The sequence below is a fragment of the Nocardia lijiangensis NBRC 108240 genome (genome assembly GCF_001613045.1).
Classification (GTDB): domain Bacteria; phylum Actinomycetota; class Actinomycetes; order Mycobacteriales; family Mycobacteriaceae; genus Nocardia; species Nocardia lijiangensis.
The window spans coordinates 1-15,837 of record NZ_BDBP01000001.1 but is presented as its reverse complement, the minus strand read 5'-3'; the positions used below and the strand labels follow the sequence as shown (position 1 = coordinate 15,837).

Annotated in this window: 15 protein-coding genes; 9 read left to right on the top strand and 6 right to left on the bottom strand. The window is 66.7% G+C overall.

What is annotated here, in order from left to right:
* Nucleotides 1-29: 29 nt before the first annotated feature.
* The gene (locus NL1_RS00075) at nt 30-1,493 is read right to left on the bottom strand and encodes an MFS transporter (RefSeq protein WP_067832574.1); all 1,464 of its coding nucleotides are present in this window, start codon (nt 1,491-1,493) and stop codon (nt 30-32) included.
* Nucleotides 1,494-1,685: 192 nt separating this feature from the next.
* On the opposite strand from NL1_RS00075, the gene sigJ reads away from it, so the two are divergent.
* Entirely contained in the window at nt 1,686-2,600 is a 915-nt protein-coding gene (sigJ, locus tag NL1_RS00070; protein WP_067832572.1) for an RNA polymerase sigma factor SigJ, read from the top strand.
* Between the two features lie 3 nt (nt 2,601-2,603).
* On the opposite strand, the gene NL1_RS00065 is transcribed toward sigJ, so the two are convergent.
* Nucleotides 2,604-4,025 carry a short-chain fatty acyl-CoA regulator family protein gene (locus NL1_RS00065; protein WP_067832570.1) on the bottom strand — a complete coding sequence of 474 codons (1,422 nt, stop codon included), beginning with the start codon at nt 4,023-4,025 and terminating at the stop codon, nt 2,604-2,606.
* Nucleotides 4,026-4,188: 163 nt separating this feature from the next.
* Between NL1_RS00065 and prpD the strand changes: the two genes are divergently transcribed.
* The 4 genes from prpD to NL1_RS00045 all read left to right on the top strand — a co-directional run bounded on the left by prpD (nt 4,189) and on the right by NL1_RS00045 (nt 8,392).
* Nucleotides 4,189-5,712, top strand: coding sequence for a 2-methylcitrate dehydratase PrpD (gene prpD, locus NL1_RS00060; protein WP_067832567.1), 1,524 nt, complete (start codon nt 4,189-4,191; stop codon nt 5,710-5,712).
* Nucleotides 5,712-6,635, top strand: a complete 924-nt coding sequence (gene prpB, locus NL1_RS00055; RefSeq protein ID WP_067832564.1) for a methylisocitrate lyase — start codon at nt 5,712-5,714, stop codon at nt 6,633-6,635. Before prpD ends, prpB begins: the two co-directional genes overlap by 1 nt.
* A gap of 3 nt (nt 6,636-6,638) precedes the next feature.
* Nucleotides 6,639-7,778 (top strand): bifunctional 2-methylcitrate synthase/citrate synthase, encoded by a 1,140-nt coding sequence (locus tag NL1_RS00050; protein WP_067832562.1) that lies wholly within the window; start codon nt 6,639-6,641, stop codon nt 7,776-7,778.
* 236 nt (nt 7,779-8,014) lie between these two features.
* Nucleotides 8,015-8,392: a nuclear transport factor 2 family protein gene (locus NL1_RS00045; protein WP_067832560.1), complete on the top strand. Its 378-nt coding sequence runs from the start codon at nt 8,015-8,017 to the stop codon at nt 8,390-8,392.
* 274 nt (nt 8,393-8,666) lie between these two features.
* Here the strand turns inward: NL1_RS00045 and NL1_RS00040 are convergent, their stop codons facing one another.
* Nucleotides 8,667-8,990, bottom strand: coding sequence for a hypothetical protein (locus NL1_RS00040; protein ID WP_156094576.1), 324 nt, complete (start codon nt 8,988-8,990; stop codon nt 8,667-8,669).
* Between the two features lie 178 nt (nt 8,991-9,168).
* Between NL1_RS00040 and NL1_RS00035 the strand changes: the two genes are divergently transcribed.
* From NL1_RS00035 to NL1_RS00025, 3 genes are read left to right on the top strand one after another with little or no spacing between them, the layout of a single operon-like run.
* Entirely contained in the window at nt 9,169-9,468 is a 300-nt protein-coding gene (locus NL1_RS00035; protein ID WP_067832555.1) for a hypothetical protein, read from the top strand.
* On the top strand, nt 9,465-10,685 hold the full coding sequence (locus tag NL1_RS00030; RefSeq protein WP_067832553.1) for a WXG100 family type VII secretion target: 1,221 nt from the start codon (nt 9,465-9,467) through the stop codon (nt 10,683-10,685). The genes NL1_RS00035 and NL1_RS00030 overlap by 4 nt, the downstream gene beginning before the upstream one ends.
* Before the next feature lie 25 nt (nt 10,686-10,710).
* Nucleotides 10,711-11,232 carry a hypothetical protein gene (locus NL1_RS00025; protein WP_156094575.1) on the top strand — a complete coding sequence of 174 codons (522 nt, stop codon included), beginning with the start codon at nt 10,711-10,713 and terminating at the stop codon, nt 11,230-11,232.
* Between the two features lie 616 nt (nt 11,233-11,848).
* Here NL1_RS00025 and NL1_RS00020 read toward each other — a convergent pair.
* A complete protein-coding gene (locus NL1_RS00020) occupies nt 11,849-12,460 on the bottom strand; it encodes a TetR/AcrR family transcriptional regulator (protein WP_162272669.1) in 612 nt (203 codons plus the stop codon).
* 140 nt (nt 12,461-12,600) lie between these two features.
* Here NL1_RS00020 and NL1_RS00015 point away from each other — a divergent pair, with 140 nt between their 5' ends.
* On the top strand, nt 12,601-13,488 hold the full coding sequence (locus tag NL1_RS00015; RefSeq protein ID WP_067832547.1) for a DUF1295 domain-containing protein: 888 nt from the start codon (nt 12,601-12,603) through the stop codon (nt 13,486-13,488).
* Between the two features lie 108 nt (nt 13,489-13,596).
* Here the strand turns inward: NL1_RS00015 and NL1_RS00010 are convergent, their stop codons facing one another.
* Entirely contained in the window at nt 13,597-14,352 is a 756-nt protein-coding gene (locus NL1_RS00010) for a type 1 glutamine amidotransferase domain-containing protein (RefSeq protein ID WP_067832545.1), read from the bottom strand.
* Between the two features lie 439 nt (nt 14,353-14,791).
* Nucleotides 14,792-15,837, bottom strand: a 1,046-nt coding sequence (metE, locus tag NL1_RS00005) for a 5-methyltetrahydropteroyltriglutamate--homocysteine S-methyltransferase (protein WP_156094574.1), incomplete at its 5' end; no start/stop codon positions are given.

Below are 15,837 nucleotides of genomic sequence, written 5' to 3'. Positions count from 1 at the left end.
GCGCCGGTCCGTCCCTCGCTTCGATGATGCTATGCGGCAAAGGCTTTCGGATGTTCCTCGGCCGCGGCCTGCTCACCGCGCGAGTCCGCGGTCCACAGCCCGACGATCGCCGCGGTGAGCGCGATCAGGCCGCCGACGAGCAGCGCGCGCTGGAAGCCATCGGTCATCGCGTCCAGCTGTGGCTCGCCCGCCGCCAATTGCGCGGTGGTGCGGGAGGTGGCGATCGCGGTCAGCACGGCGATGCCGAGCGCGCCGCCGATCTGCTGGGCCGTATTGAGCAGGGCGGCGGCCAGTCCGGCCTGCTCGGCGGGCACACCGGCGTTGGCGGCGGTGGTGTTCGCGACGAACACCGCGCCCGCGCCGATCGACATGACCAGCATGCCGGGCAGCAGGTGTGCCAGGTAGGAGCCGTCGGTCGGAATGAACGACAGCCACACGACGCCGAGCCCGGTGATCGCCGCGCCACCGACGATGACCGGCCGGGTGCCGACCCTGGTGAACAGTTTCGCCGAAAGTCCCGCTGCCACACCGATGGTCAGGCTCACCGGCAGATACGCCACGCCCGCCTTGAATTCGCCGTAGCCGAGCACCGACTGCATGTACAGCGTCACGAAGAAGAACATCGCGAGCATGCCCGCCGCGACGATGAGGTGGGTCAGGTTCGCCGCGGCAAGACCGCGAATGCGGAAGATCGACAGCGGCATCAGCGGATCGGCCGAGCGGTGCTCGTTGATCACGAAGGCGATGAGCAGCGCCGCCGCGCCGCCGAGCAGCGTCAGCGTCGTCGCGTCGCCCCAGCCGTGCTCCGGCGCTTTCACCAGGCCGTACACCAGCAGCATCAGCCCGCCGGTGCCCAGTGCGGTGCCGAAAAGGTCGAAGCCGCCGCGGATCTCGTTGCGCCGATCGTTGGGAACGAGCGCCGGGATGGCCGCAAGCACCAGCACGCAGACCGGGGTGTTGACGTAGAAGACCCAGCGCCAGCCTGGGCCCTCGGCCAGCACGCCGCCGAGGAAGACGCCCGCCGCCGACGCCAGGCCCGCGGCCCCGCCCCACACGCTGAGCGCGGTGGTGCGATCGGATCCCTCGCGGAAGCTGGTGGTGAGGATCGACAGCGCGGCGGGCAGCATCAGCGCCGCGCCGACGCCTTGCGCCAGTCGCGCGCCGATCAGCAGCCCGCTCGCGTCGGCGAGACCGCCGACCGCCGAGGCGACCGCGATGAGCAACGTGCCCGCGATGAGCACGCGGCGGCGCCCGAGCAGGTCGGCGAGACGGCCGCCGAGCAGCATCAGCCCGCCGTAGGTGAGCAGGTAGCCGCTGGTGACCCACTGCAACGTCGAGACGTCCATGCCGAGTTCGCGCTGAATGGTCGGCAGCGCGACATTGACGATCGAGCCGTCGACGAAGTCGAGAAACGCGACCGTGCACAGCAGCGCCAGCGTGAGCTTGCCGCGGCGGGTCGCCAGATACGAGGGTGTTTCGGTCGGTGAACGCACGGTCGGGTCCTTCTGTGAGTCCGGACGGTTTTCGTCCTGTCGTCAACCAAGAGCCGGAGCACCGAGGGGAGGTGACATCGCAGGTGTCTCGCGAGAGTCAGATCACACTCCGCGGCCCCGATGTCACGTTTCGTGCCTCGAAACTCTCTCAGATGACGACAGCCGCGCGAGCTTTCCGGCACAGGAGGAACGATGATCGAGACCATGGACGAACGGGCGACGGAAGTCTTCGCCGAGCACCGCGAACTGCTCTTCTCGATCGTGTACAACATGCTCGGCACCGTCACCGACACCGAGGACGTTCTGCAGGACACCTGGCTGGCCTGGGTGTCGCGGCACCGCTCCGACCTCGGCGAGATCACCAGCCCGCGCGCGTACCTGGTGCGGATCGCGGTGAACAACGCGCTCGCGCGCCGGGAGAGCATCGTCCGCAGGCGAGAGACCTACGTCGGGCCCTGGCTGCCCGAGCCGCTGGTCGCCGACACTCCCGAGATCCGCGACAGCGCGGACGCCGCCGAGATCGCGCTGCGCGGCGAGTCGGTTTCGCTGGCCGTGCTCGTGGTCCTGGAGACGCTCACCCCGCTGGAACGGGCGGTGTTCGTGCTGCACGAGGTGTTCGGCTATCCGCACGCCGAGATCGGCGCGATGCTCGGCAGGGAGACTCCGGCGATTCGCCAGCTCGCGCACCGGGCCAGGGATCACGTGCGAGCCAAGCGCCCGCGCTACCAGGCCGATCCGCAGACCCAGCGCGCGGTGACCGAGCGCTTCCTCGCCGCCCAGCTCAGTGGGGACGTGACGGGCCTGCTCGAAATGCTCGCTCCGGACGTCACGTTCCTGTCCGACGGCGGCGGCCGGTTGCGGGCGGCGCTGCGGCCGATCCGCGGATCGGACAAGGTCGCGCGTCTGCTCACCAGCCGGATGGTGAGCAGTTCCGTGCCGGACATGACGGTCCGGTTCGGGTGGACCAACGGCGAACCGTCCGCGCTCGTGCTCTCCGGCGACGTGCTGTACACCGTTGTCGTGCTGGATATCGACGCGGGCACCGGAAAGGTGCACGGCGTCTACGCGATTCGCAACCCGGACAAGCTCCGCCACCTCCGCGGGTGAGCCTCAGCGCCCCACCCGCGGATACGGCAGATCGGTGCTGGTGTGCTCGGAGACCGCCAGCGGACTGCCGATCTGGGGAAACGCCCGCTGCGGGCAGGTGGGGCGCTCGCACACCTTGCAGCCCGCCCCGATCGGCACCGCGGCGGCCGGGTCGTCGAGATGCAGGCCGGTGGAATACACCAGGCGGTCGGCGTATTCGATGTCGCAGCCGAGTCCGATGGCGAAATTCTTGGTGGCCGTGCCGAATCCGTGCGGCGCGATGTACGCGGTCCTGGCGATCCACAGGTAGCGCCGCCCATCGGGCATGGCGGCGATCTGAGTGAGGACACGCCCGGGGTGCGCGAACGCCTCGTGCACCACCCACAGCGGGCAGCTGCCGCCGACGCGAGAGAAGTGAAAGGCCGTGGCGGACTGGCGTTTCGAGATGTTGCCAGCACGGTCGGTGCGAACCAGGAAGAACGGCACGCCGCGTTGCCCCTGCCGCTGCAGGGTGCTCAGGCGGTGGCAGATGGTCTCGAAGCCGACCTCGAAACGCAGGCTCAACAGGTCGATGTCGTAGTGCAGCTCCTCGGCCGAGCGCAGGAACCGGCCGTAGGGCAGGATCAGCGCGCCCGCGAAGTAGTTGGCGAGCCCGATGCGGGCCAGCGTGCGGGATTCCCCGGTGAGCGAAGGGGTTTCGTTGAGCACGGTGTCGAGTTCGGCGCCGTAGAGCAGGAAACCGAGGGTGGTCGCGATCTGGAAGGCGCGCTGCCCCGGGCGTAGCCTGCGGGCCAGGGTCAGCGTCCGGCTCTCGGGGTCGTAGTGGCGCTTCGGGATCGACGGATCGGCGCCGTCGCCGCGCACCAGCACGGTCACCCCCGCCCGCTCCTCCGCGATCCTGGCCAGCTGGCGGTCCAGCGAGCCGATGGTCAGGCCGCACTCCTCGAAGAGCTGTTCGGCGAGGTGGTCGAGGTGCGGAATGTGATTGTGATGGTCGTAGAAGAAGTCGCGGACGTCCTCGTAGGGCATCGGGACGCCGGGGCCGCCGGTGGGTGCGGCCACCCGGGAGGAGAGCAGATCCAACTGATCGGTGGCGGCGCGCAACCGGCGGTGCATGGCGACCAGGAGGCGGGCCACGTCCGGCTGCCTGGTGGCCAGCTCCTCGACCTCGGCCAGCGGGGCGCTGTCGCCGCCCGCCGCATCGACGAGCACCTCGTGCAGGTCGGAGACCAGGCGAGCGTCGGAGTCGGCGGCGAAGAACTGCACGTCCAGGTCGAAGGTGGCGTTGAGCTTCAACAGCACCGGAATGGTGAGCGGTCGCTGGTCGCGTTCCAGCTGGTTGAGATAACTGGGCGAGAGATCCAGGGATTTCGCCAGTGCCGCCTGCGTCATCCGCCGTTCCTCGCGCAATCGCCGCAACCGGGCGCCCGCATACATCTTGCGCACGGGCGAATCCTAGCGGTTTCGTCTTCGCAAACATCGCAGAATCGGCGATTCACGCCCACAAAAATCGGCATTTGCAAGGGGTTCTTCCCTCGGCGCGCGCTGCGTAGCGTGCGAAGAGAGGCCCTTGGGCCTGTCGAGCTCGCCGTCTGAACCCGGAGGATGCATGAAGACCCATATCGTACGCGCTCGCGCTGCCGACGAGGCGTTTCCGCGCAGCGAACATCTGGCCGCGAAGATCGCGGAGGTCGCCGCGGATCCGGTCGAGGTGACCGACGACGTGGCCGAGATGATCGTGAACCGGATCATCGACAACGCGGCCGTCGCCGCGGCCTCGGTGCTGCGCCGTCCGGTGACCAGCGCGCGTACCCAGGCGACGGCGCAACCGTACCGGCCGCGTGAGGGGCGGTCGGGCGGCACGGTGTTCGGGCTGTCCGCGCAGACCCGGGTCTCGCCGGAGTGGGCCGCGTGGGCCAACGGAGTCGCGGTGCGGGAGCTGGACTTCCACGACACCTTCCTCGCCGCGGAGTACTCGCACCCCGGTGACAACATCCCGCCGATTCTCGCCGTCGCCCAGCACGCCGGTCGCACCGGCGCCGAGCTGATCCGCGGCCTGGCCACCGGCTACGAGATCCAGATGGACCTGGTGCGCGGAATCTGCCTGCACGAGCACAAGATCGACCACGTCGCGCACCTCGGTCCCTCGGCCGCGGCGGGCATCGGCACGCTGCTCGGCCTGGACACCGAGACCATCTACCAGGCCATCGGTCAGGCGCTGCACACCACCACCGCGACCAGGCAGTCGCGCAAGGGCGAGATCTCCAGCTGGAAGGCCTACGCCCCGGCGTTCGCGGGCAAGATGGCGGTCGAGGCGGTGGACCGGGCGATGCGCGGCGAATGCGCGCCCGCACCGATCTGGGAGGGCGCCGACGGCGTCATCGCGTGGCTGCTCAGCGGAACCGACGCCGAGTACCAGGTGCCGCTGCCCGCCCCCGGCGAGGCGAAGCGAGCCATCCTGGACAGCTACACGAAGGAGCACTCGGCCGAATACCAGAGCCAGGCCCCCATCGACCTGGCCCGCCGGATGCGTTCGCGCATCGGCGATCTCGACCAGATCGCGTCCATCGTGCTGCACACCAGCCACCACACCCACGTGGTGATCGGCACCGGCTCCGGCGACCCGCAGAAGTTCGATCCGCACGCCAGCCGCGAGACCCTGGACCACTCCGTTCCTTATATCTTCGCGGTGGCGCTGCAGGACGGCGGCTGGCACCACGAGCGCTCCTACGCGCCAGAGCGCGCGCAGCGGCCCGACACCGTCGAGCTGTGGCAGAAGATCTCCACGGTCGAGGACCCGGAATGGACGCGCCGCTACCACTCGACCGACCCGAACGAGAAGGCGTTCGGCGCCCGCGCGGTGGTGACGCTGAAGAGCGGCGAGACCATCGTCGACGAGCTGGCCATCGCCGACGCCCACCCGCTCGGCGCGCGTCCGTTCGCCCGCGCCCAGTACATCGAGAAGTTTCGGACGCTGGCCGACGGGGTAGTCGATCTTGCGGAGCAGGACCGTTTCCTCGACGCGGCGCAACGCACCACGAAACTCGGTGCGGGCGAACTCGATCAGCTGACGTTCACCGTGGCGCCCGAGGTCCTCGGCCGGGCACCGGAGGTTCGTGAGGGGATCTTCTGATGCCCGACCAACTCCACTCCGGCCTGATGGCCGCCGCCACCACCGCCGCAGACAAACGGGCGGCCTTCCGCGCCGGACTGACCTCCGGTCGCATCCAGCGGCTGCCCGGCGCGTTCAACCCGCTGGTGACCACCTTGATTCAGCGGCTGGGCTTCGAGGGCGTCTACGTGTCCGGCGCGGTGGTGTCGGCCGAATTGGCGCTGCCCGACCTCGGTTTGACCACGCTCACCGAGGTGGTCGAGCGCGGCCGGCAGATCGCCAGGGTGACCGACCTGCCCGTGCTCATCGACGCCGACACCGGTTTCGGCGAGCCGATGAACGCCGCGCGCACCGTGACCATGCTCGAGGACGCGGGCATCGCGGGCTGCCACATCGAGGACCAGGTCAACCCCAAGCGCTGTGGCCATCTCGACGGCAAAGCCGTTGTGCCGGTGGACGATATGGTGCGCAGGCTGCGCGCTGCCGTCTCGGCGCGCCGCGACCCCGGCTTCGTCATCTGCGCCAGGACCGACGCGCGCGGCACCGAGGGTCTGGACGCGGCCATCGATCGCGCCAAGGCCTACGCCGACGCGGGCGCGGACCTGATCTTCACCGAAGCGCTGGCCGACGAGTCCGAGTTCGCGAAGTTCCGTGCGGCCGTGGATGTTCCGCTGCTGGCCAATATGACCGAGTTCGGCAAGTCCGAATTGCTGTCGGCGCAGACCCTGGAGGATCTCGGCTTCAACGCGGTGATCTACCCGGTGACCACGCTGCGGCTGGCGATGCACGCGGTGGAACAGGGACTTGCCGAGATCGCCGAGACCGGAACGCAATCCGGTCTGCTCGACCGCATGCAGCACCGCGCACGGCTCTACGAACTTCTCGAATACCAGCGGTACAACGACTTCGACTCCGGAATATTCACCTTCACGCTGAGCGAGTGAACCATGACCGAGATCAAAAAGGGCCTGGCCGGAGTGGTGGTCGATACCACCACCGTCTCCAAGGTCGTGCCCGAGACCAATTCGCTGACCTACCGCGGCTACGCGGTCCAGGATCTGGCGGCGCACTGCAGCTTCGAGGAGGTCGCCTACCTGCTCTGGTACGGCGAGCTGCCCGACGTCGCCCAGCTCGAGCTGCTCTGCCAGCGTGAGCGGGCGCAGCGGCGGGTCGGCCGCTCGATCCTGTCGCTGATCGAGAAGATGCCCGACACCTGCCACCCGATGGATGTGGTCCGCACGGTGGTGAGCTACCTCGGTGCGGAGGATCCGGGCACCGACCCGGACGGCATCGCCGCGCCGAAAGATCTGCTGGCCAGGGCATTACAACTGACCGCTGTGCTGCCGACGGTGGTCGCCGCCGACATGCGCCGCCGCCGCGGCCTGGATCCCATTGCGCCGCACTCGCACCTGGGGTTCGCGGAGAACTTCCTGCACATGTGCTTCGGCGAGGTGCCGGACCAGCGGATCGTCCGGGCCTTCGAGGCGTCGCTGATCCTGTACGCCGAGCACAGTTTCAACGCCTCCACGTTCGCCGCCCGGGTGGTCACTTCGACCCGGTCCGATCTGTACAGCGCGGTCACCGCCGCCATCGGGGCGCTCAAGGGCCCGCTGCACGGCGGCGCCAACGAAGCCGTGATGCACACGATGCTGGAGATCGGTGATCCGGCGCGCGCGGCGGACTGGTTGCGCGACAAGCTCGCCGCCAAGAAGAAGGTGATGGGCTTCGGGCACCGCGTCTACAAGAAGGGTGACTCCCGGGTACCCACCATGAAGGCGGCGCTGGACGACGTGGCGGCGGTGACCGGCGGGCAGAAGTGGTTGCAGATGTACGACGAGCTGGAACGCACCATGGTCGAGGCCACCGGCATCCGCCCGAACCTCGATTTCCCTGCCGGGCCCGCGTACTACCTGATGGGCTTCGACATCGAGATGTTCACGCCCATCTTCGTCCTGAGCCGCATCACCGGCTGGACCGCGCACATCGCCGAGCAATCGGCGGCGAACGCTCTCATCCGTCCGCTGTCGGAGTACACGGGCGTGGCCCAGCGCGAGCTGCTCGTCGCGGGCGGAGCGGCGCGCCGCTAACCCAGCCGCCCGCCGTACAGGCGGAGGCTGCCACAAAGGGTTCGTATGCGCCACATAGGCACCGGCTATGTGGCGCATACGCAACGGGTGTGGGACGCCTACGCGCGGCAGGGGAGGTACGCCTTGCCGGGAGCCGGGGGGCGATCGGGTCAACCTCTGTTGAACCAAGCGATTGTTTGGTTGAATCGGGGCTTGAACCGATGGCCCCGCCCGGGGCCGAGGAAGCGAGCGTTGCCATGACCGGTCCCGACGAACTCGTCCGCGCGATGTGCCAGAGCTGGTCCGATCCCGACCCCGATCGGATCAGCACGTACTTCGCCGAAGACGCCGTCTACCACAACATTCCGATGGAACCGATCGTCGGCCGCACCGCCATCCGCGATTTCATCGCGGGCTTCCTCACCACCTTCGACGCCATCGATTTCGACATCCACCACCAGGTGACCTCCGGCAACGTCGTCATGAACGAACGCACCGACACCTTGCGCGGCAACGGCCGCGACACCGCACTCCCCGTCATGGGCGTCTTCGAGGTCCGCGACGGCGCGATCACCGCCTGGCGCGACTACTTCGACATGGCCGCCATCAACCGCGCCTTCGGCCTGCCGAGCTGAGCGGAGCCGTCCTCTCGCACCGCCCTAGCGGCCACGGTTCGATCCGAGGACGACCGGAAAATCGCCGGAGCGCCAGTCATCGACGCGGACCGGCAGCTCGCCGTAGAGGCCATCGGCACCAGCGAATTCGAGCTGGCCGTCGCGTTATCGATAGGTACCGGAGCTGGTCTGATCCTGATTATGCCGCTGGTCGTCTGGGACTCGAACCCGAGTATCGGAAAGCTCACGGCGTTGTGATCATCTCGGCCGCCCGAAGTCGAGCGCCGCTCGTCGATTACCGGAAGAACGACTGGTTGCGGCGCTGATTTTCTTCGATCAATTCTTCTTCGGTGAGGTCGTCGTCGTAGTGTCCCGCCGGTTGGCGCACGGGAGGTGGGATGGCGCGCGGACGTTCACTGGCGAGTTCGATCGTCTCCACGGCGGCCGCAATGCGCGGATCGGCAGTGAGGTCATCGATGCGTTCGCGGGCCGTGCCGCGCGCTTGGTCGAGCGCCTCCTTGGCGAGGGTGGTGATCAACCTGCCGAGTTCTGCACCATAGGGGGTAACAGTGTCGTTGATGCGGACCTCGGCCAAGGTTCCGTCGGCGAGAACATCCACGGCGACGCCGTAGCGGCCAGCCGTCGCGCGATCTGTCAGCAGGGCGCGACGCAGTGCGTCGAGCTGACCTGTAATCGGATCGATGTCGCCAATATTCTTACGCACTATGGTATCTCGCCCTCAGGGTAGCTGGCTTCGGCCGTGCTAGCGTAGCAACGTTTCGATGGGGAGGAGTTCGATGAGCGAGCTGTATGTGCACCAACCGTCGGTCGAGGCGATGGTTGGTGCACTGAATGTGTCACACGAGGCGTTGGCGGGGATTCGCGCGCAGAGTTTCATCGCGAATATCGAATCCGCATTGCCCGGTTCCGGCCTTGGCCACACCTACATGAAAGCGGGGTGGCGAGCGGAAGCGAGTGTGCGCGGCGTGAACGGGCAGTTGAAGGAGATCGCAGACGGCGCGACGACCAGCATCAATGAGTACATGAACCGCGAACAGCAGCGGGCCGACGACCTCAACAAACTCGAGCCGCGATGAGCTCGATTCCACCGACGAAGAGTCAGATCCGCAAATGGACCTTCGAGCCGCTGACGAACCAGGCGGCGGAGTGGGCCAACGGCGTCCAGGCCATCACGACCGAGCACGGCGCCATCTCCCGCCAGCTCGCCGACTCTCCGGGGTTTTGGCGCGGTCGCACCGGCGATGCCATGCGTGTCAAAGGCGAGGAAGCGACGTCTTCGCTGTCCAAAATTGCGGACGCGTTCGAGAAGGGTTCGCACGCGAGTTCGCAGATCGCGCATACCCTGGGTTTTGCCAAGCAGAGCGCGGTGGACGCGATCAAGACCGCCGAAGATGAGCGATATATGGTTGGCGAGGACGGCACGGTCGGATATTCGGAGGAGTTCCTGTACTGGCTGATGGAGGAGCGCGACATCTCTTATTTCCTTGCGCGCGCCTCTCTCGACCTGGGTGCCAAGCAGCACGAAGATAAGATCAAAAAGGCGCTGCGCGACGCCGGCGATGCGGCTGAATCTGCCCGGGAGGCGATCAACAAGCTGTTCGAGGCTGTGCCGATCCCGCCAAACGAGGAGCTCGGGTGGATCACGGTTTTCTCGCAGGTGGAACCGGACCCACAAGGTATGAGCAAATGGCCGGACGGCGCGCTGAAGGCGGCAATGGAGGCCAAGACTTTGGGCGAATTCGAGCCGCTGGATGTCACCCAGAGTGAGCTCGCGATGCTCGAGAATCTGAGCTTGGGCGACAAGATTCGCTTCTACCAGATTCAGTCGGAAGCGAGTGAAACCGCGGAAGAACTGTTTCCCGAGAATCATGCCAACGGGGATCCGAATACTCAGGACAATCATACCGATGCCTTCCGCCATGCCTATTGGAACGCATTGATGACGCAGGAGTTCGGCGCGGACTGGACCAAGGAGTACACCTCCAAGCATGAGGGTCGGCCCGATAATGCCGCCGTGCGCGAGGCCATGGATCTGCACAACAATGAAGTTGGGCGGCAGCTCGCCTTGGCGAATCCAGATGCGAGCCCCGAAGAGATGCGCGAGATCGTCAAGAAGGCTGTAGGGAACGGCGACACCGTGGTGATCAACCAGAATCAGCAACTCAGCTTTTCGAACGACGTGCCGGTGGGACAGACTGTGGACTCCTTCCAGTACGACAGAGATGTTCAGAACAAGCCGGGGAGCTTTCTGCCGGGCAGCCCTATCGTGGACAATGCGCCGGTGCCGAAGTGATGAAGTGGAGTGGGAGCCATCAGGTATGAAGGGACAAATCACACGGGCTGCGGTGCGCCGAGTTGCGCTGCTTTCCAGCGGATTCGCGGTGCTCCTTGCCAGCTGCTCCGGCGGTGGTCTCTCCGGCGAAAGGGTTGATGTAGCGGAAGACAGCCCGGCTTTGGAAGCAGCCTTCCAGCGAGTTCTCGACGCACGTGAGCCAAAGCGCCTGGGTGACATCGTCGCCGAATCCGGTCTTCCGCTGGGCGCCTGGGACCGCATGTACAGCTTCTACACACCCATCTCCGCCGATGACATCAATGCGGTGTTGGGCACGCCCGGGTTGAAATGGTCTGGATTGCAGGTGCACTCCGAATCGTTGACCCAGGTCTTCCTGCGCGACGGCGAAGTCGTCTACGCATTCAAGGATGATTATCCAAGGTATGGCGTGGACGGTTTCGCGACCCCGGATTCGGCCGTACGCCCGACCGAGAAGGAGGGCAAGAACGCCGTCGGGTCCGACGTAAGATTCTGGACCTTGGAGATCGACAAGACCCCGGTCAACTGACGGGGCGCGGACTCGGCGGTCAACCTTCGGTCGGAGGACTGCGAGGGCCCGGCGGTGGGGTGTCGGACGAGGATGAATGTAATGGAACAGGCTTTTGAATACAGTCTGTCATGCTCCAACTGTGGTCGATCTGCTTCGGGGTGGCAGGGGCAGGAGTTGTCCGGCGATTCGGATGGAATTCGATGGTTTGTGGAATGGCAGTGTCCATCATGCGGTCTCGTTAGTGATGACTACGGCGATGGGCCCGGACCGGATTCGCTTCGCCAGGCAATCATCGATAGATTCGGCGGTTCGACTATCGCTGTGCCGACTCGCAACATACGCCTAGCGGTGCTGAAGAAGTTGCGAGAGATGTTTGGATTGTCTCCAGCCGAAGCGCTCGCAATGTTGACGGAGTCGGGGCCTGGTAATCCGATCGGGACAACGATAGAGGTCCAGTCCATCGTCCGGGTGATTCAAGAACTGGGTTACCAATCCGAGGTGATGCAGACTGCGCCTGCTGGAGACTCGCGTAAGCGATAGTCCCACATACATGTGCCGAGTTGGGCACTGCATAGGAGAGGATTGGCCGTGGGAGGATGCTTGCGCTCTGCCACGCGATGCGCGCGGAATCCGACTACGGCGGTGACGGGAGTGAGGCCTTCAGCCGGTCACGGAGTGTGGGCCAGTCCAGGTGGGCCTGTTCGGCCCCGGGTACCGCCAGGAGTGCGGTGCCGCGCAACGTGGCGAGGGTGGTGAGCAACCATTCGTGGAAGCCATCTCGCGCCGCAACCTCGGGAACGAGCTCACCAGCCAGATCGCTGACGGCGGTAGTCGCGAGGTTCGCCAGCATGGCCGCGACGTCGGCGAGCTCCACATCGTTGCGGGCGACGGCGTACAGCTCGAGCAGTGCACGGCTTATCGGCAGGTTGTGGACCTCCCACAGCAAGTCGAGCAGTGCCTCGAACCGCCCGGCGCCCGGCGGCAACGGGCCGACCTCGGCCTGCACATCGGCCACGTAGCGTTCGACGATGCGCTCGAGAGCGGCCTTCACCAACGCGGTCTTCGTCGGGTAGTAGTGCTGCATCGCGCCCTGGCTGACACCGGCACGAGCGGCCACCGCCGAAGCGCTCAACGCGACGAACCCCTGCTCGACGAGCATCGATACCGTCGCCTTCAGCAGTCGATCCTGGGTCTCCGCTCGTCGTTCGGCTTGGCTCCGCCGTGGCGTCGTCTTGGCTCTGGTCACCATCCGAAGGTTAGTACCGACCACTTGCAAGTTACCAACTTGTATCTTAGCGTGTGCGCATGCCGTCCCCATCGAGCAATGCGCGAGGACTAGCGAACCGCGCCCTCCCGTCCCTCGCTTCCCTGGTCGTTCTCGGCGCCATGCTCACCGAGTCAGCGCTGCGGGATTTCCTGCTGGTGAACGTAGGCGTCCAGTTCGTCATCTTCGTGGGTGCCGCCTGCATCCCGGGGTGGCGCACTCTCCGGATGTCCTATGTCGACATCGCATGGCCCTGGGGGCTGTTTGCCCTCGGCGTCCTGACGCTCGCGATGAGTGACAGATCCCCGCTCGCGATAGCTGTGGCCGTCGTCTTCCTGGTGATGGGCGGACGCATGGGCATCGCGGCACTGGCCCTTTGGCGCCACGGCGAACTCGACCATGAGCTGCCGCGCTATCGGTTCCAGCGAAAGCGCTGGGCAAAGGCCACCCTGGGCAGCGAGCGGCTCGACCTCGTAGCCGAGATCCTGGTCCAGGCGGTCTCGAACATCACCGTCATGGCCGTACCGGCAGCGCTGGTGATCGCGATCGACGGTGCCGGAATGAGCGCGGTCGCAGCGGCAGGCATCATCTTGTGGGCGGTGTCGTGGGTGCTGGAGTCGGTCGCCGATTTCCAGAAACTTCGTTTCGTCCGGTCGATGTCGACGACGAACAGGCGGGGGCATTGCGACGTCGGGCTCTGGAACTACAGCCGACACCCCAACTACTTCTTCCAGTGGATGCAGTGGAACGCGATCATCGTGCTGTGCTTGCCGGTGCTGCGCCGAGCATTCGACGAATTCACGCCCGCCGCGGCGATCGGCGCCGGCCTCGGACTGTTCGCGCTGTCGGTGATCATGTACTGGTGTCTCGTGTACTACACCGGCGCTGTCCCAGCCGAGTACTACAGCGCGCAGAAGAGGCCGGGCTACCGCGACTACCAGGCACGGACCAACCGATTCATGCCCGGGTTCCGTCGCCACAATGCTTCCGCCGACGACACTGTGAGCTGAGGACGCTAGCTTTCGGCTCGACCCACCACCGGACACCGCCTCCGGCTCAGCGCCTTTCGCGCCGTCCGCACGCGGCTTCGAGGCTGCGCGGTCACTACATTGATGATCTCAGCGCTCGGCGCCTTCCAGCAGCGCGAGATACCGGCGTCCGAACAGATAGGCGTCTCCCGGCCAGCGTGCGGAGAGATAGTTGCGATCTTCGACGATGAAGGCGGGGGTGTCGTCGGTGGCGGTGCCGCGTCTGGTGAGTTCGAGTGGGCCGCGCTGGAATTGGTTATCCGGGTTCTCGAGAGCCGCGCGGACCTCGTCCTCGACGTAGGCCGGATACGTGCGGTAGTAGCGGCCGAGGCGCCATGCGGTGCTGAAATACGCGATGCGCTCCATGTATTTGGGCAGGCAGGTGGTGCGGCGCTGGGCGAGCACGCTACGGCCGGTAGCGGGATCTTCGGACCGGGCGAGGACGAGGACGCCGTGGCAGATGGCGCCCACCGGCCTGCCCAGGGTCCAGAACCTTGCGACCTGCCGCTGCAGTGTCTCCGAGCCCAGGTACTGCCGCATGCCGGGTGCATGTCCGCCGGGTAGCAGCAGTCCGTCGAAGTCGTCCACGTCGACCTCCGACCAGGAGACCGTGGCGGTGAACTCCGGTGTGCCGGTGAGCTGCTGGTAGAAGGTCCGAGGCTCGGCTTCGGCACCGAGTTGACCGAAGATGACTCCGGTCAGCAGCCGCGGATCCGCCGCGGGCACCGTACCCGCTCGCTCGGTGGTGAATACGACCTCGTGTCCGGCGTTCGTCAGGATCCGCCAAGGCACGGCGACCTCGGTGACGTCGAAGTCGTGGTCGGGAACCGGCATGAGAACGCGCATACGCACATCATCGCAGCGGCACTCGCGATCGCGCGTCCAGCTCGACCGGTGTGCGTTCGGCCTGCCGGTCTGAGGGCGATATCGCCCGCGGGGGAACCGAACGGACGCGGCGCGCGTCGAACAAAGCAAGTGGGGAGCAATGTTTCGTCGACGTGTGAGGAGGGGTGACATGAAACGGTCGAGGTGTGTGCCGTCGTGGCGGCAAGGCGTGAGTCCCAAGGCGCGGGTGCGTCCGGTGCGGGAGGCGGGGGAGGCTTGCGAGAGTTACCCGCCGAGAAAGCGGCGGCAGCAAGGGCGTCCGGTGGAGGGGGAGTGAGATCGCTTCTGGCGGAGGGGCGATCGGTATCAGCCGGAGCGGGGGAGGTCGAGTCCGCCGGAGGGCGGTGAGATTCGATGTACAGCGGCCGGGCCGCGCGGGGAGCGCGGCCCGGCCGGAGTTCTAGCGCACGGCCTTGGCAGCCGCAACCATGTTGCGCAGTGAGGCTTCCACCTCGACCGGGCCGCGGGTCTTCAGACCGCAGTCCGGGTTCACCCAGAGCCGTTCGGCGGGAACGGCTTTCAGTGCGGCGCGCAGGGAGACGGTGATCTCCTCGACGCTGGGCACGCGCGGGGAGTGGATGTCGTAGACACCCGGGCCCACGCCGAGGTCGAAGCCTGCGGCGTTGAGGTCGTCGAGGACCTCCATGTGCGAGCGGGCCGCTTCGATGGAGGTGACGTCGGCGTCCAGACCTGCGATCGCGTCGATGACCTCACCGAACTCCGAGTAGCAGAGGTGGGTGTGGATCTGGGTGGCGTCGGAGACACCCGAGGTCGCCAGGCGGAACGAGCCCACCGACCAGTCCAGGTACGCGGGCTGGTCGGCGGCGCGCAGCGGGAGCAGCTCGCGCAGCGCGGGTTCGTCGACCTGGACGATGCGGATGCCCGCGGACTGCAGATCCACCGTCTCGTCCCGGATCGCCAACGCCACCTGGCGCGCCGAGTCGGCCAGCGGCTGGTCGTCGCGCACGAACGACCAGGCGAGGATGGTGACCGGGCCGGTCAGCATGCCCTTGACCGGCTTGTCGGTCAGCGACTGGGCGTAGGCGATCCAGTCCACGGTCATCGGCGTGCGGCGGGTGACGTCGCCAAACAGGATCGGCGGCCGCACGCAGCGGGTGCCGTAGGACTGCACCCAGCCGTTCTCGGTGGCCGCGAAGCCGTCGAGCTGCTCGGCGAAGTACTGCACCATGTCGTTGCGCTCGGGCTCGCCGTGCACGAGCACGTCCAGGTCCAGCTTCTCCTGCAGCGCGACGACGTCGGCGATCTCGCCGCGCATCCGGCGCACGTACTCGGCCTGATCGATCTCGCCCTTGCGCAGCGCCGCCCTGGCGAGACGGATCTCCGAGGTCTGCGGGTAGGAGCCGATCGTGGTGGTCGGCAGCACGGGCAGGTCGAGACGCTGCGCCTGCAGCGCGCGGCGCTCGTCGGCGGGCGCGCGGCGGGTGG

Bases quoted from the DNA above. Each gene is read 5' to 3' on its own strand.
- NL1_RS00010 (WP_067832545.1), bottom strand. From the start codon at position 14,352: ATGCGCGTTCTCATGCCGGTTCCCGACCACGACTTCGACGTCACCGAG.
- prpD (WP_067832567.1), top strand. From the start codon at position 4,189: ATGAAGACCCATATCGTACGCGCTCGCGCTGCCGACGAGGCGTTTCCG.
- prpB (WP_067832564.1), top strand. From the start codon at position 5,712: ATGCCCGACCAACTCCACTCCGGCCTGATGGCCGCCGCCACCACCGCC.
- NL1_RS00030 (WP_067832553.1), top strand. From the start codon at position 9,465: ATGAGCTCGATTCCACCGACGAAGAGTCAGATCCGCAAATGGACCTTC.
- NL1_RS00035 (WP_067832555.1), top strand. From the start codon at position 9,169: ATGAGCGAGCTGTATGTGCACCAACCGTCGGTCGAGGCGATGGTTGGT.
- NL1_RS00015 (WP_067832547.1), top strand. From the start codon at position 12,601: ATGCTCACCGAGTCAGCGCTGCGGGATTTCCTGCTGGTGAACGTAGGC.
- NL1_RS00025 (WP_156094575.1), top strand. From the start codon at position 10,711: ATGAAGGGACAAATCACACGGGCTGCGGTGCGCCGAGTTGCGCTGCTT.
- sigJ (WP_067832572.1), top strand. From the start codon at position 1,686: ATGATCGAGACCATGGACGAACGGGCGACGGAAGTCTTCGCCGAGCAC.
- NL1_RS00050 (WP_067832562.1), top strand. From the start codon at position 6,639: ATGACCGAGATCAAAAAGGGCCTGGCCGGAGTGGTGGTCGATACCACC.
- NL1_RS00045 (WP_067832560.1), top strand. From the start codon at position 8,015: ATGACCGGTCCCGACGAACTCGTCCGCGCGATGTGCCAGAGCTGGTCC.